This is a genomic window from Nocardioides albertanoniae (assembly GCF_006716315.1).
In the GTDB taxonomy this organism is placed as follows: Bacteria; Actinomycetota; Actinomycetes; order Propionibacteriales; family Nocardioidaceae; genus Nocardioides; species Nocardioides albertanoniae.
This window is the reverse complement of record NZ_VFOV01000001.1, coordinates 3598017-3611128: the sequence shown is the minus strand read 5'-3', so window position 1 is coordinate 3611128 and position 13112 is coordinate 3598017. Positions and strand designations below refer to the sequence as shown.

The following is a 13112-nucleotide window of genomic DNA, read 5'->3' as shown; positions in this document are numbered from 1 at the left end:
CGGTGCGTACGCCAGATGGGTAATCGCGGCGACGACCGACATAATCGACCCCGTGCGTCAGCAGCCCGAACAGCAGGCCCCGCCGGTCCAGCGTCTCCGCATCCGTTATGCCAAGCGCGGCCGGCTCCGTTTCACCAGCCACCGTGACTTCAGCCGCGCCTTCGAGCGGGCCGTCGCGCGGGCACGGATCCCGGTCGCCTACTCCTCGGGCTTCAACCCCCACCCGCGGATCTCCTACGCCGGAGCGGCGCCGACCGGGGCGGCGAGCGAGGCCGAGTACGTCGAGCTGGCGCTGCGTGAGGTCGTCGACCCGGGTGCCACCCAGGGTGTGCTCGACGAGGTCATGCCCGAGGGCCTCGACCTGCTCGACGTCGTCGACACGGCCACCTCGCCGAAGGGCGCGCTGGCCGACCTGCTGACCGCCAGCGAGTGGATCATCGACCTCCCGGCGACCCCGGAGGACGCCGCGGCCGCGGTCGAGGCGTTCCTCGGTGCCGAGGAGGTGACCGTCTCGCGGATGACCAAGAAGGGGCTGCGCGAGTTCGACGCCCGGGCAGCGGTCGTACGCATGAGCGCCGCGCCGCGCGAGGGCGGCTCGCGTCTGCAGCTGCTGCTGCGCCACGGCACCCCGACGGTGCGCCCCGACGATGTCGTCACCGGCCTCGAGCGCGTCGGCGGACTGAAGGTCGGCCCCGAGCACGGCGGCCTGCCGCTGCTCACCCGGCTCACCCAGGGTGTCTTCGACGAGGAAACCGGCACGATCGGCGACCCGCTCCACTAGGGGATGTCTGGTGAAGACACGGCGGCCGCGAGCGGCGTTTCGGGCCGATCTGGCCAGGCGTCCGCTGCGAAGGCATCCTGGCGGCTGTCGAGCGGCGGCAACGCAGCCAGATCGGATGCGAAACGTCGCGTAGCGGGCGTGGATTCGCCAGGCATGCCCTAGTCTGCGTGCGATGAGGACCGTCACCGACCGCGAGCGCCGGGCGAGGCTGGCCCGCCGGCACGGGCTCGCCCCCGAGCACCGGTACGCCGATGTCGGCACCGCCACGCAGGCGATGACGGTCTGGCACGCGACCGAGGCCGCGACGGTCCATCTCGCGTTGCACGCACGGGTCGATGGCCTCCGGATCGACGACGTCGAGCACGCCCTCTACGAGGACAGGAGCCTGGTCAAGCACCTGGCGATGCGACGTACGCTCTTCGCCTTCCCTCGAGATCTGCTCCCCGCGGCGATGGGGAGCGCCTCTGCGAGGGTGGCGGCGCAGGAGGGCAAGAACCTCCACAAGTGGCTGACCGCGGGCGGCGTCGTCGAGGAGCAGGACGCCTGGCTGCGCGACGCCTACGCCGCGACCCTGGCGGCGCTGGCCGACGGCGTGCCGCGTACGTCGACGCAGCTGCGCGACCTGGTGCCGGCGCTCGACCTCCGCTTCCGGATGGGCTCGCCCGGCAAGAAGTGGGGCGGGGAGTTCCCGATCGGCCGCTGGGTGATCGGCACCCTCGCCGCCCAGGGGCATCTGATGCGCGCCAACAATCTCGGCCACTGGCGGCTGAACAAGCCGGCCTGGACCGTGACCGAGTCGTGGCTGGGCGACACGCCGGTGCCGCTCACCGCTGCCGAGGGCTACGCCGAGCTGGTCCGCCGGTGGCTGTGGACCTTCGGTCCGGGCACCGAGACGGACCTGGTCTGGTGGCTCGGTTCGACGAAATCGGCCGTGCGGGCAGCGCTCGCGACGATCGGCGCGGTCCAGGTCGGTCTCGAGGGCGGCGGCACCGGATGGGTGCTGCCCGACGACCCGATCGCCACCGACCCCGAGCCCGAGACGGAGCCGTGGGCGGCGCTGGTGCCTACCCTCGACCCCACGGTCATGGGTTGGAAGGAGCGCGGCTTCTATCTGGACGGCGAGGATGTCGCCTACCTCTTCGACTCCAACGGCAACGCCGGCAACACCGCCTGGTGGGACGGGCGGATCGTCGGGGCGTGGGCGCAGGACCAGGAGGGCCAGGTGCATCCGATCGTGCGCCACGACATCGGGGAGGACGGCACGCGGGCGCTGAAGGCGGAGGCCGAGCGGCTCACGCAGTGGCTCGACGGGGTCGTGATCGTCAATGTCTACAAGTCACGACAGATGAAAGAAGCGAAGCTTCCCTGAAAGTCGCCCCGCTCGGAGACCGGCCGGATATCGGTCTGTCGACAGGGTGTATGCGATACTCCGAGACGACTGCTCAAACATTCGGGTCCGTCCCGAGGTTGGAGAAGTCCGACGACGCCTCGCCGGCGTGGGTCCTCCGGGGCCGCACACCGGCACACAGGGGGTAGGTCGTCGCCAGACCGCGACGCGGGCCTAGCGAGTCGGTGAGAGTGACTCGCCCGGGAAGATCCCGGACGGCCGAGCGACCGCGGCAGGTGACGGAACCGCACTCTGTGACGCACAGCTGCGGTGGATGTCGCCGCCCTGACAAGCTTTGCGCCGCGATGCGGCCGCTACGTAGAGATAACGCTAGATACTGCGCAGCGCCCGTTTCCCGGCACCTGACGATCCGGCACCTGTGAAGGTCCTGGATGAGGAGAACGGCATGGCCGACAAGCCCCCTGTCGAGAGCACCGAGACGCCCGCGGAAGCGGCGCAGACTCCGGTGACCGCGACCCCCGCGACACCCTCGACCGACGCGGAAGCCCCCGTCGAGACCCCCGCCAAGAAGACCACGGCGAAGAAGACCACCCGCAAGCGTACGACCAAGAAGACGGCGGCCCCGGCGCCCGAGTCCGCCGCCGGCGAGAGCCCCACCACCGAGGCCGCCGCTGAGCCGGCCGAGAGCGCGGAGACCGCTCCGGCGTCCGCCAAGAAGGCGCCCGCCAAGCGAGCGGCCGCGAAGAAGACGACGGCGAAGAAGACCACCGCCAAGAAGACCACGGCGAAGAAGACCACAGCCAAGAAGGCTGCCGCTGCGGAGGCGGCTCCGGCCGAGGCTCCCGCGGAGACCCCCGCCCAGAACCCCGCGGAGACCCCGGCCGCGGCTCCCGCCCCGGCCCAGGCCCCCGCGGTCGAGGCATCCGCCGAGGCGGAGAAGGGCGAGCAGTCCGGTCCGGGCGCGCCCGCGATGCTGTTCCAGGCGCCCCCCAAGACGACCACCCGTCGCCGCACCCGCAAGACGGCGGAGCCCAAGCCCGCCGACGAGCCTGCTGCCCCGGCGCCCGCCGAGACCGACGCCGAGGCCGAGGCCGCCGAGACCGCGCCCGCCGAGGCGCCGGCCAAGGGCAAGAAGAAGCGCGACGTACGCCGGGCGGAGCCGACCGAGACCGAGACCGCCGACGCGGCCGCCGCTCAGTCCGACGAGCAGGCCGGCGCCAGCGCCAGCGACGCCGACAGCAACGAGAACGGCACCGACGAGAGCTCCTCCGACGACGGTGAAGGCGGCGGCAACGGTCGTCGTCGCCGCCGTCGCGGTGGCCGTCGTCGCCGCAAGGGCTCCAACGGTGAGTCCAACGGCGACAACGAGGGCTCGGACTCCTCCGACGACGACAGGTCCGAGGCGGAGAACAACGAGTCCGGCAAGGACGCCAAGGACTCCGACGAGCAGCAGGGCGAGGGCGGCAGCTCCTCGCGCCGTCGCCGTCGTCGTCGCCGCGCCGGCGAGGCTTCCGGCGATGGTGGCGACGACCCGGAGAACACCGTCACCAAGGTGCGCCAGAGCCGCACCGGTGAAGACCAGATCACCGCGCTGTCGGGTTCGACCCGCCTGGAGGCGAAGAAGCAGCGCCGCCGTGAGGGTCGCGAGGCCGGTCGCCGCCGCGCCCCGATCGTGAGCGAGGCCGAGTTCCTGGCCCGCCGCGAGTCGGTGGAGCGCACGATGGTGATCCGTGAGCGCGACGACCTGACCCAGATCGCCGTGCTCGAGGACAAGGTGCTCGTGGAGCACTACGTCGCCCGCGAGTCGCAGACCAGCCTGATCGGCAACGTCTACCTGGGCCGCGTACAGAACGTGCTGCCGAGCATGGAGGCCGCCTTCATCGACATCGGCAAGGGCCGCAACGCGGTCCTCTACGCCGGTGAGGTCAACTGGGCCTCGCTCGGCTGGAAGGAGGGCCAGCCCCGCAAGATCGAGTCGGTGCTGACCTCCGGTCAGAAGGTGCTCGTCCAGGTGACGAAGGACCCGATCGGTCACAAGGGCGCCCGGCTGACCTCGCAGATCTCGCTCGCCGGCCGCTTCCTGGTCTACGTGCCCGACGGCACCACCTCGGGCATCTCGCGCAAGCTGCCCGACACCGAGCGCAACCGGCTCAAGACGCTGCTGAAGGAGATCGTCCCCGACACGGCCGGCGTGATCGTACGCACCGCCGCCGAGGGCGCGGCCGAGGACGAGCTCACCCACGACGTCGAGCGCCTCAAGACGCGTTGGGAGGACATCGAGAAGAAGGCCGGCGGCAACGCTCCGCAGCTGCTCTACGGTGAGCCCGACCTGACGCTCAAGGTCGTGCGTGACCTGTTCACCGAAGACTTCGCCAAGCTGGTGATCTCGGGTGAGAAGTCGTGGGAGACCGTCAAGGACTACGTCCACTCGGTGGCTCCCGACCTCGAGGAGCGCGTCGAGAAGTACGACGGCCAGACCGATGCGTTCGCTGCCTACCGCATCGACGAGCAGATCTCGAAGGGCCTCGACCGCAAGGTCTGGCTGCCCTCGGGCGGCTCGCTGGTCATCGACCGCACCGAGGCGATGACCGTCGTCGACGTCAACACCGGCAAGTTCACCGGCTCCGGCGGCAACCTGGAGGAGACGGTCACCAAGAACAACCTCGAGGCGGCCGAGGAGATCGTGCGCCAGCTCCGGCTGCGCGACATCGGCGGCATCATCGTCGTCGACTTCATCGACATGGTCCTCGAGTCCAACCGTGACCTGGTGCTCCGTCGTCTGGTCGAGTGCCTGGGCCGCGACCGCACCCGTCACCAGGTCGCCGAGGTCACCTCGCTGGGTCTGGTGCAGATGACGCGCAAGCGGATCGGCACCGGGCTGCTCGAGGCCTTCTCCGAGAACTGCGAGGCCTGCTCGGGTCGCGGTCTCGTCATCCACGAGCACCCGGTCGAGCCCGGCAAGTCCTCCGGTGTCGCCCCCGACGAGCCGCGTTCGCGTCGCCGCGGTGGTCGCGGCGGCAAGGGCAAGGGCAAGGACGACAACGGTTCGGAGCAGCAGCAGACCGAAGCCGCCGAGGAGTCTGCGAAGACCCCGACTCCGGCTGAGTTCGCGGCCATGGCCGGGCAGAACGAGGCATCGCCCGAGGCGACGTCCGCTCCGGCGGCCGAGAAGCCGTCCGAGGACGCTTCCAGCGAGCCTGCCAAGCCCGCGGCCGAGGAGACCGCCGAGACGCCGAAGGAGACCCCGGCCGAGCCGGCTGCTCCCAAGGTCAGCTCCCGCTCGCGCTCGCGTCGGGGCAAGAAGGCGGCCGCTCCCGTCGAGGCCTCCGAGCCCGCTTCCGTCGAGCCTGCCGCGGCCGCCGAGACGGCCAAGGCGCCTGCCGCCGAGACCCCGGTGGCCGAGCCGGCCGCGCCGAAGGTCACCACCCGCACGCGTACGCGCCGCTCGGCCAACACCGGTCGCCCGGTCCTGGCAGCGGTCGTCGGTTCCACCGGCGAGACGCCGAAGGCCGAGCCGACTGCTGAGCCGACTCCTGCGCCGGCTGCTGAGGAGAAGGCCGCGCCTGCGGCCAAGAAGGCGCCGGCCGCCAAGGCGACCCAGCCCACCAAGCCCGAGCCGACGAAGCCCGAGCCCACCAAGCCCGAGCCGGCGAAGGAGGCCAAGGCCGAGCCCGCTGCGAGCGAGCCGGTCGACTCCACGCCGAAGGTCGTCACCCGGCAGCGTCGTGGCGCCCGCCGTGAGGTCGTGAGCACGGGTGAGGGCGCGGTGATGTCCGCGGCCAAGTCCGAGGCTCCGGCGCCCAGCAACAGCACCGCCCCGGCGGCGGCACCGAAGGTCGTGACCCGCACCCGAGGTGGCGTGAGCAGGGACACCGCGCAGTCCGACGAGAGCTGACCTGGCTCATGTCGCCCGGCTACCGCACCAGCGGTAGCCGGGCTTCTGCGTTGTGACCGACGCGAGCAGCGTCACGGCCTCAGCCATACGGAGGCCTACGGGTGCCGAGCTGTCGGTGTGGAGCGGCGGAGGCCGGGAGTGAGCCCTGCGGTCACCAGCAGCGAGACCGCGGCGAGGAGTCCCATGGCGTGGCCGGGCAGGAGGTAGCCGGCGACAGCGCCGCCGATACCGGCGCCCACGGCTTGGCCGATCATCATGCCTTGGCCCTGGAGCCCGAGCGCCTGGCCCTGGATGTCGTCGGTGGTGTGGGTGATGAGGCGCTCCTGCAGCGGGAGCGAGGCGGCGTACCCGACCGAGGCGAGGAACACCGCGGTCACCGCGACCGGGGCGGGCGGGGAGAGCCAGAAGACCAGGAACGGCACGGCCAGCAGGTAGCGCAGCGGGCCGATGAGGCGATCGCGCTGCGGGATCGTGAGGAAGCGGCCGGTGCCGAGGTCGCCGAGCATCATCCCGGCCGCCCCGGCGGCGAAGAGGTAGCCCGCCAGCGTGCCGTGCCCGTAGGGCACGAAGAGCGCCTCGCAACCGACGATCAGCCCGTTCGGCAGCCAGCCGGCGAGGTAGAGCGGCCGAGTGACCCGTGAGCCGAGAAGCAGCCGGTTGACCCGGCGGGTGTGGGCGACGACCCCCTCCGACGTACGTCCGGAGGCCGGTCGGTCCTTGATGCCGAACCGCATCGTGAGCAGGCTGAGCAGGTTGACCACGGCCGCGACCACGAACAGCGTCTGCGGTGAGAGCCACAGCAGCGCGATGCCACCGAGGCCGTAGCCGACGACCTGCATCCCGCCGACGGCGAGGTTCAGCGTCGAGCGGCCGAGCGCGTAGGACGAGCCGGACACGATGTCGCGCATCACGACCCATTGGGTGCCGGCGAGCATGGCGTCGACCGCGTAGGGGATCGCCAGCAGCGCGAACCGTGCCTGCCACGGCATCCCGGGCACCGCCTGCAACGCGTTGGCCACCAGTGGGCCGGTCATCTGCAGCATCAGTGCGGTGCGCGGGCGCAGAGTGTCGGAGAGGCCGAGGAAGAGCTGAGAGACGACCAGTGCGACCAGTGGTCCACCGAAAATCGAGAGCGCGCTGAGCAAGGCCGACCCGGTGGTCTCGAACATCACCGTCCCGATCGCCAGCGACGAGGCGGCCACCGAGATCATCACCAGACAGCGGTTGAGGAAGAGCACCCGGAACTCCGGGATCGCGAAGAGCTGCCCGTACGTCGTCGGTGAGGGCTGGGCGGAGGTGCTCGTCATGCCGTGAAGTCTGGGACGGTTGAGACCCCGATGGATAATGATTCGCACACACGCGAAAGGTTGGGCCGATGGGAACCTGGGTCATCCCGGCAGATCTGCTCGCCGAGAGCCGGTTCGTGGTCTCTCCGCTCCACGAGACCGTCGCCGCGCTGACGATCCTCAGCCGGGTCGACGCCAACGGCACGCCGTGGCAACGGTCGTTCCGGGCCGCCTATCTCGAGGCGTACCGCGACCTGCTGGCCTCCGACCCGATGCTGGCGGCGCTCGATGCGACGATGTGGCGACCGCGCCGCGGCGACAGGCCAGGCTGGATGGCCGACTTCCTGACCCCGCCGCCGCTCGGCGACGGCGCCACCTTCGAGGACGAGCTCGCCCAGGTGCTCGCCTGGGACGAGCCACGTATGCGCGCCGGGCTGCGCGAGCTCGCCGGCGATCTCCCGGTCGCCGTCGAGAGATCGGGGATCAACGACGCCGTGGCCACGATGCTCGGCTGGATCTGGACCGCGACCGTGCAGGCCGACTGGCCGCGCAGGAGGCGCGTGCTGGAGGCCGACATCGTCTCCCGTGCCAGCCAGCTGGCCAGCGAGGGCTGGGCAGGCGTCTTCGCCACCCTCGGCACCAAGCAGAAGAGATGGCTGGGCGACGGGATCCTGCAGGTCGACGGCTACGACCTGCCCACCCGCGACCTCTCCGACGCCCACGAGCTCTCGTTCGTGCCGGTGCACAGTGACGGCTCCTGGCTGGCCTGGGACCTGCCGCAGCGCTACGCGATCGTCTACCCCGTCTCCGGGGCGCTGGCGAGCACCGGCAGCGACAGCGCCGACCCGGCCCGGGCACTGGCCAGGCTGATCGGCGCCAACCGCGCCGGCGTGCTCACCCTCCTCGACTCGCCGCGCTCCACCACCCAGCTCGCCGCACTCACCCAGCTGCCCGTCGGCGCCGTCGGCAACCATCTGCGGGTGCTGCTCGACGCCGGTGTGGTGATGCGACGTCGCGCGGGCCGCGAGGTGCTCTACTGGCGTACGGCACTGGGCGAGGAGCTGGCGAGCTCGGAGACGTGAGGCGGCCTCACCAGGCCTCGAGCGTCTTCCGCGCACCGATCGTGTGCAGAGACGCCAGCGCCTCGGCGTACGGCTCGGTGAACTCAGGGCAGTCGACGAGGTCGCCGAAGAGGTCGGGGGAGCGGAGGAAGGCGAGCGGGTCCTCGCGCTGGGCGACCGCCCTGGCCATCACCTCGGCCCGTCGGTTGTCGACGATGTCGATCGGGGCACCCTGCTCGTCGACGCCCTCGGCGTAGCGAGCCCAGGCGGCGACGACGAGCGCCGAGCGGCGCACCGAGCCTCCCGAGGCGAGCTGCGCGGAGATGACGGGCACGAGCCACTTCGGGATCCGGTCGGAGCTCTCCGCGCACAGCCGCGCCAACGTGTCGCGGATGTGGGGGTTGGCGAAGCGGTCGATCAGCTCGCGCTGATAGCCCGGCAGATCCACGCCGGGCACCTCGGGCAGCGTCGGGGTGCCCTCCTGCGACATGTAGCCGAGCAGGAAGTCGACGAAGAGCGGGTCGGCACAGACCTCGTGCGCGTAGCGGTAGCCGGCCAGATAGCCGAGGTAGCACAACGCCTGATGGCTGGCGTTGAGCAGCCGCAGCTTCATCAGCTCGTAGGGCTCGACGTCGTCGACCATCTGCACGCCGGCGTCCTCGAAGGACGGGCGTCCCTGCGGGAAGCGGTCCTCGAGCACCCACTGGGTGAAGGGCTCGCTGACCACGGGCCAGGCGTCGTCGAAGCCGAACCGCCAGCCGACCTCCTCCCGGTCGGCATCGGTGGTCGCCGGCGTGATCCGGTCGACCATCGAGCTGGGGAAGGCCACCTCCGACTCGATCCAGGCGCCCAGCTCAGGGTCGCGCAGCCTCGCGAAGGCGACCATCATCTTGCGGGCCACCTCCCCGTTGCCGGCGATGTTGTCGCACGACATCACCGTGAACGGCGCCACTCCGGCCGCACGCCGGCGGGCCAGCGCCTCCACGACGTAGCCGAACGCGGTCGTCGGCTCGGTGCCCGCCTCCAGGTCGGCCCGGATACCGGGGTCGGAGGCGTCGAAGCCGCCGGTCGCCTGGTTGACGTGGTAGCCGCCCTCGGTGATCGTCAGCGACACGATCCGGATCTTCGGGTCGGTGAGCAGCGCGAGCACGTCGGCGGGGGAGTCGGGGGCGAAGAGGTAGTCGATGATCGAGCCGATCACCCGACCCTGCACGCTCCCGTCCGGTGAACGCTCGAGCAATGTGTAGAGATGGTCCTGGCCCGCGAGAGCGTCCCGCATGCGTACGTCCTGGGGCAGCAGCCCCACCCCGACGATGCCCCAGTCGCGCGCCCCGGCGGCCAGCAGGTCGTCGACGTAGCGTGCCTGGTGGGCCCGGTGGAAGCCACCGACCCCGAGATGCACGATCCCGGGAGTGACGGCAGATCGGTCGTAGGTGGGGACGGCCACAGCCCTCGAGAGCTCGCCGAGCCGGGCCGTCGTGAGTCGAGCCTGCGTCATTTGACCGCCCCGAGGGAGAGGCCCTGGACGAGCTTGTCCTGAGCGGCGAAGCCGGCGATGAGCACCGGCAGCGAGATCAGCGTCGCGCCCGCGGCCAGCTCGGCCAGATAGGCGTGCTCGGTCTGGATCAGCGTGTTCACGAAGACCGGACCCGTCTGCGCGGCGACCGAGGTCAGCACCTTGGCGTAGAGCTGCTCGTTCCACGCGAAGATGAAGCAGATCAGCGAGGTCGCCGCGACGCCGGGCATCGCGATCGGCGCCACGATGCGGGTCAGGATCCGCATCGTGCTGGCCCCGTCGATCGAGGCTGCCTCGATGATCGCGGGCGGCACCTCGGCCAGGAACGAACGCATCATCCAGACCGCGATCGGCAGGTTCATCGCGGTGTAGATCAGGATCAGGATGATCACGTTGTCGGGCATCTTGATGACCTGGGTCGTGAACAGGTAGAGCGGCAGGATGCCCGCCACCATCGGCAGCATCTTCGTCGACAGGAAGAAGAACATCGCGTCCGACCACCGCCGCACCGGCCGGATCGCCAGGGCGTACGCCGCGGGGATGGCCAGCGCGAGCACCAGCAACGTCGAGATCACGCTGGTGATCACCGAGTTGATCAGCGCCGGGGTGATCGGGTTGGCGGAGCTGAACAGGCCGCCGTAGTTGTCGAGGGTCAGCGGCGCGCCCCAGCTCGGCGGGTAGGTCTGCGCGTCGTGCGGTGCGTGCAGCGACGTCAGCACCATGTAGAGGATCGGTGTCACGAAGATGAGGCCGATGATCCAGGCGGCGAGCGGGATGGCGATCTTCCCCACCCGCTGGCGGTTCCAGTTGCGCTCGCTCATCAGTTCTCCTCCTCGAGCAGGGACGACACCACGCGCAGGGCGAAGGTGGCGATGATCAGTGATCCGACGACCACGACGACGCCGAGTGCGGAGGCGACCCCGTAGTCCTTGGCCGAGTAGAACGTCTCGTAGACCGCGTAGGGGATGTTGGTGGAGTTCAGGCCTCCGGTCATGCCCAGCACCGAGTCGAAGTTCTGCACGATGAAGATGGTGCCGAGCACGACCGAGAGCTCGAGATAGCGGCGTACGTGGGGCAGCGTCATGTGCACGAACGTCTGCCACCCGTTGCAGCCGTCGATGCTCGCGGCCTCCAGCACCTCCGGGTCCTGCGACTGCAGCCCGGCGAGCAGGATCAGCATCATGAACGGCGTCCATTGCCAGATCAGCTCGATCTCGATGGCGAGCTTGGGATGGTCGGTGAGGAAGGCGATGTCCTGGGCGCCGGGCACCCCGAGCTGACCGAGCACACCGTCGACCAGGCCGAACCCGGTCATCAAGATGCCGTTGCCCCAGAAGACCGCGGCCGCGATCGGCACGATCAGGAACGGCGCGATCATCATCGTGCGCACGACGCCGCGCCCGATGAAGGCGTGGTTGAGCAGCATCGCGATCCCGAGCGCGAGCAGCGCGCTGACTCCCACGACGACCACGGTCATCTCGATCGTGGTCAGCACTGCCCCGCGGTAGGCCGCCGTGGTGAAGACCGTCTTGAAGTTGTCCAGGCCGGCGAAGGACTTCTCCGGGGCGTCGGGCTGCGCGCTCCAGCTCATGAACGACATCACCAGCGTCGCCACGAACGGCAGCTGCGTGACCACGATGAGGAAGACCAGCGCGGGGAGCAGCGGCGCGCGTCGCTTCCACGACTCCCGCCCCCATTTCTTGTACGCCTCAGGCGGCCGCGACGCGGCCGGCTTCGCTGCTGCGGGGAGATCTGCGGTCACCGAGGCCATCACTGCTTCTCCTTCTGCACGTCGCCGTACTCCTGGGCGAACGACTGACATCGCTCGAGCGCGGCATCGGTGGTCTTCGAGCCGGAGATGGCGCTCGAGAGCTGCTTGGCGCACTCGGTGCCGAAGTCGGTGAAGCTCGGGACCCCGACGAACTGGATGCCGTTGTAGGGACGTTTCTGGAGGCCCGGGTTGTCGGCCTGGGCGTTCTTGATCGCGTTCATCGTCGGGGTCGCGAACGAGCCGGCGACCTCGAGGTAGTCGGGGTTCTCATACGTGGAGGCGCGCTTGCCGGCGGGCACGTTGGTGGGGCCACCGGTGTCGTGCTCGGTGTCGGCCATCACCAGCTCCTCGTACTCCTTGCTGGAGGCCCAGGTGACGAACTTCTTGGCGTCCTCCTGGTGCTGGGACGACTTCTGGATCGCCCACGCCCAGGTGTAGAGCCAGCCGGCGTTCTCGGTCTGCTCGTGCGGGGCGGCGACGTAGCCGACCTTGCCCTTGACCGGGGACTCCTCGGCCTCCATCGGGCCGGCGCCGGAGGTGGCGTCGTACCACATCGCGACCTTGCCCTGCTGCATGGCGTTGAGGCACTGGGGGAACGAGAACGTCGCGGCGCCGGCCTCACCGTGCTTGCGCACGAGGTCGACGTAGAAGTTGGCGGCCTTCTTGAACCCGCCCTTGTCGACCTGGGCGTTCCAGTCCTCGTCGAACCAGGTGCCGCCCATGGTGTTGACCACGGAGGTGATCGAGGCGAGGTTGTCGCCCCAGCCGGCCAGCCCGCGCAGGCAGATGCCGCGCATGTCCTTCTCCGCCTTGTCGATCTTCGCCGCGAAGCCAGCGACCTGCTCCCAGGTCGGGTTGGCCGGCATCTCGATGCCGTGCTTCTCGAAGAGGTCCTTGCGATACATCAGGAACGACGACTCGCCGTAGAACGGCTGGCCGTAGACCTTGCCGTTGGCCGAGAGCGCCTCGGTCATGGGCGGCAGGATGTCGTCCTGGTCGAACTCGGGGTCGTCGGCGATGCTCTCCATGTCGGAGATCCAGCCGGCCTCGGCGTAGTAGGGGATCTCGAAGTTCGACAGCGTCGCCACGTCGTAGATGCCGGACTGGTTGGCGAACTCGGTGCTCGCGGTGTCGCGCATGTCCTGCTCGACCTTGACGACGAAGTTCACCTCGATCCCGGTCTTCTCGGTGAAGTGCTCCGCGGTGAGCTCCTGGAGCTCGAGCATCTGGGGGTTGTTGACCATCAGCACCGTGATGCTGTGCTCGCCCGCGCTCGTGCCGCCCGCGCCGAGACCACCGGTCCCGCACGCCGTCAACAAGACGGTGGCCAGAGATAGTGCCGTCAGCGCTGCGGAGGTCCGTCTCCGTGCCCGCATCGATCTGCCTCCTTGCAGTGTGACTGTCGTCACGGACCACGATGGCGTAATTCGGGCCCGACCCCCTAGCCCGGTCGG

Annotated in this window: 9 protein-coding genes; 4 read left to right on the top strand and 5 right to left on the bottom strand. The window is 70.0% G+C overall.

Annotated elements, in window-relative coordinates; genetic code table 11:
* The first annotated feature begins 52 nt into the window (after positions 1-52).
* From FB381_RS17280 to FB381_RS17270, 3 genes are all read left to right on the top strand, one after another.
* On the top strand, positions 53-781 hold the full coding sequence (locus FB381_RS17280; protein ID WP_141781429.1) for a TIGR03936 family radical SAM-associated protein: 729 nt from the start codon (positions 53-55) through the stop codon (positions 779-781).
* A 172-nt stretch (positions 782-953) separates the two neighbouring features.
* Positions 954-2150: a winged helix DNA-binding domain-containing protein gene (locus tag FB381_RS17275; protein WP_141781428.1), complete on the top strand. Its 1197-nt coding sequence runs from the start codon at positions 954-956 to the stop codon at positions 2148-2150.
* Between the two features lie 424 nt (positions 2151-2574).
* Complete coding sequence (locus FB381_RS17270; RefSeq protein WP_141781427.1) at positions 2575-6024, top strand: Rne/Rng family ribonuclease; 3450 nt, start codon at positions 2575-2577, stop codon at positions 6022-6024.
* Positions 6025-6119: 95 nt separating this feature from the next.
* On the opposite strand, the gene FB381_RS17265 is transcribed toward FB381_RS17270, so the two are convergent.
* Entirely contained in the window at positions 6120-7331 is a 1212-nt protein-coding gene (locus FB381_RS17265; protein WP_141781426.1) for an MFS transporter, read from the bottom strand.
* Between the two features lie 68 nt (positions 7332-7399).
* Between FB381_RS17265 and FB381_RS17260 the strand changes: the two genes are divergently transcribed.
* Positions 7400-8392, top strand: a complete 993-nt coding sequence (locus FB381_RS17260; protein WP_141781425.1) for a helix-turn-helix domain-containing protein — start codon at positions 7400-7402, stop codon at positions 8390-8392.
* A 7-nt stretch (positions 8393-8399) separates the two neighbouring features.
* Here the strand turns inward: FB381_RS17260 and FB381_RS17255 are convergent, their stop codons facing one another.
* Genes FB381_RS17255 through FB381_RS17240 form a run of 4 tightly spaced genes read right to left on the bottom strand, consistent with a single transcriptional unit; the run spans position 8400 to position 13034 of the window.
* Positions 8400-9869 carry a mannitol dehydrogenase family protein gene (locus FB381_RS17255; RefSeq protein WP_141781424.1) on the bottom strand — a complete coding sequence of 490 codons (1470 nt, stop codon included), beginning with the start codon at positions 9867-9869 and terminating at the stop codon, positions 8400-8402.
* The gene (locus FB381_RS17250; RefSeq protein WP_141781423.1) at positions 9866-10708 is read right to left on the bottom strand and encodes a carbohydrate ABC transporter permease; all 843 of its coding nucleotides are present in this window, start codon (positions 10706-10708) and stop codon (positions 9866-9868) included. The genes FB381_RS17255 and FB381_RS17250 overlap by 4 nt, the downstream gene beginning before the upstream one ends.
* Complete coding sequence (locus FB381_RS17245) at positions 10708-11658, bottom strand: carbohydrate ABC transporter permease (protein WP_141781422.1); 951 nt, start codon at positions 11656-11658, stop codon at positions 10708-10710. The genes FB381_RS17250 and FB381_RS17245 overlap by 1 nt, the downstream gene beginning before the upstream one ends.
* Positions 11658-13034: an ABC transporter substrate-binding protein gene (locus tag FB381_RS17240; RefSeq protein ID WP_141781421.1), complete on the bottom strand. Its 1377-nt coding sequence runs from the start codon at positions 13032-13034 to the stop codon at positions 11658-11660. The genes FB381_RS17245 and FB381_RS17240 overlap by 1 nt, the downstream gene beginning before the upstream one ends.
* Between the last annotated feature and the right edge of the window lie 78 nt (positions 13035-13112).

Bases quoted from the DNA above. Each gene is read 5' to 3' on its own strand.
- FB381_RS17240 (WP_141781421.1), bottom strand. From the start codon at position 13,034: ATGCGGGCACGGAGACGGACCTCCGCAGCGCTGACGGCACTATCTCTG.
- FB381_RS17245 (WP_141781422.1), bottom strand. From the start codon at position 11,658: ATGGCCTCGGTGACCGCAGATCTCCCCGCAGCAGCGAAGCCGGCCGCG.
- FB381_RS17265 (WP_141781426.1), bottom strand. From the start codon at position 7,331: ATGACGAGCACCTCCGCCCAGCCCTCACCGACGACGTACGGGCAGCTC.
- FB381_RS17250 (WP_141781423.1), bottom strand. From the start codon at position 10,708: ATGAGCGAGCGCAACTGGAACCGCCAGCGGGTGGGGAAGATCGCCATC.
- FB381_RS17260 (WP_141781425.1), top strand. From the start codon at position 7,400: ATGGGAACCTGGGTCATCCCGGCAGATCTGCTCGCCGAGAGCCGGTTC.
- FB381_RS17270 (WP_141781427.1), top strand. From the start codon at position 2,575: ATGGCCGACAAGCCCCCTGTCGAGAGCACCGAGACGCCCGCGGAAGCG.
- FB381_RS17275 (WP_141781428.1), top strand. From the start codon at position 954: ATGAGGACCGTCACCGACCGCGAGCGCCGGGCGAGGCTGGCCCGCCGG.
- FB381_RS17255 (WP_141781424.1), bottom strand. From the start codon at position 9,869: ATGACGCAGGCTCGACTCACGACGGCCCGGCTCGGCGAGCTCTCGAGG.